This is a genomic window from Tissierella simiarum, from assembly GCF_018917865.1.
Classification (GTDB): Bacteria; Bacillota; Clostridia; order Tissierellales; family Tissierellaceae; genus Tissierella_C; species Tissierella_C simiarum.
Map to the genome: position 1 here is coordinate 1 of NZ_JAHLPM010000038.1, position 1,610 is coordinate 1,610.

The 1,610-nt window shown below is 52.0% G+C and carries 1 rRNA gene; it reads right to left on the reverse strand.

The annotated features are described in order from the left end of the window. Positions 1-28 precede the first annotated feature (28 nt). Positions 29-1,558 (reverse strand): 16S ribosomal RNA (locus KQI42_RS20530). Positions 1,559-1,610 lie beyond the last annotated feature (52 nt).

Genomic DNA, 1,610 nt, shown 5'->3' on the forward strand with positions numbered 1-1,610 from the left:
AGCAGTGTGAAATACAATTGCTCCTTAGAAAGGAGGTGATCCAGCCGCACCTTCCGATACGGCTACCTTGTTACGACTTCACCCCAGTCATTGACCCTACCTTCGACAGCTGCCTCCTTACGGTTAGCTCACTGGCTTCGGGTATTTCCAACTCCCATGGTGTGACGGGCGGTGTGTACAAGACCCGGGAACGCATTCACCGCGGCATTCTGATCCACGATTACTAGCAACTCCGGCTTCATGCAGGCGAGTTGCAGCCTGCAATCCGAACTGGGATCGGCTTTAAGGGATTCGCATCACATCGCTGTGTAGCTGCCCGTTGTACCGACCATTGTAGCACGTGTGTAGCCCAGGACATAAAGGGCATGATGATTTGACGTCATCCCCACCTTCCTCCGATTTGTCATCGGCAGTCCCTCTAGAGTGCACAGCCTAACTGTTTGCAACTAGAAGCAGGGGTTGCGCTCGTTGCGGGACTTAACCCAACATCTCACGACACGAGCTGACGACAACCATGCACCACCTGTCACCTCTGTCTCCGAAGAGAAAGGATTATCTCTAATCCGGTCAGAGGGATGTCAAGCCCTGGTAAGGTTCTTCGCGTTGCGTCGAATTAAACCACATGCTCCGCTGCTTGTGCGGGTCCCCGTCAATTCCTTTGAGTTTCAGTCTTGCGACCGTACTCCCCAGGCGGAGTGCTTAATGCGTTAGCTGCGGCACTGAGGTTTGACCCCCAACACCTAGCACTCATCGTTTACGGCGTGGACTACCAGGGTATCTAATCCTGTTCGCTCCCCACGCTTTCGTGCATCAGCGTCAGTATAAGTCCAGAAAGTCGCCTTCGCCACTGGTGTTCCTCCTAATATCTACGCATTTCACCGCTACACTAGGAATTCCACTTTCCTCTCCTTAACTCAAGCCTTCCAGTTTCAAATGCTTACCACGGTTGAGCCGTGATCTTTCACATCTGACTTAAAAGGCCGCCTACGCACCCTTTACGCCCAATAAATCCGGACAACGCTCGCCCCCTACGTATTACCGCGGCTGCTGGCACGTAGTTAGCCGGGGCTTCCTCCTAAGGTACCGTCATTATCGTCCCTTAGGACAGAACTTTACGACCCGAAAGCCTTCATCGTTCACGCGGCGTCGCTGCATCAGAGTTTCCTCCATTGTGCAATATTCCCCACTGCTGCCTCCCGTAGGAGTCTGGACCGTGTCTCAGTTCCAGTGTGGCCGTTCACTCTCTCAAGCCGGCTACCCATCGCAGCCTTGGTGAGCCGTTACCTCACCAACTAGCTAATGGAACGCGAGGCCATCTTCCACCGCTTTGCGCTTTAACTTAAATACCATGCGATACTTAAGTGTCATAGGGTATTAATCCCGGTTTCCCGAGGCTATCCCCTTGTGGAAGGCAGGTTCCTCACGCGTTACTCACCCGTCTGCCGCTAAGAGATGTTTTATTCCATCCGAAGATTTCCTAAAACAACCTTCGCTCGACTTGCATGTGTTAGGCACGCCGCCAGCGTTCGTCCTGAGCCAGGATCAAACTCTCATTTAAAAGTTTGATTAGCTCTTTTATTTCTCTTTGAATAAATTTCTAACTCAAAGTA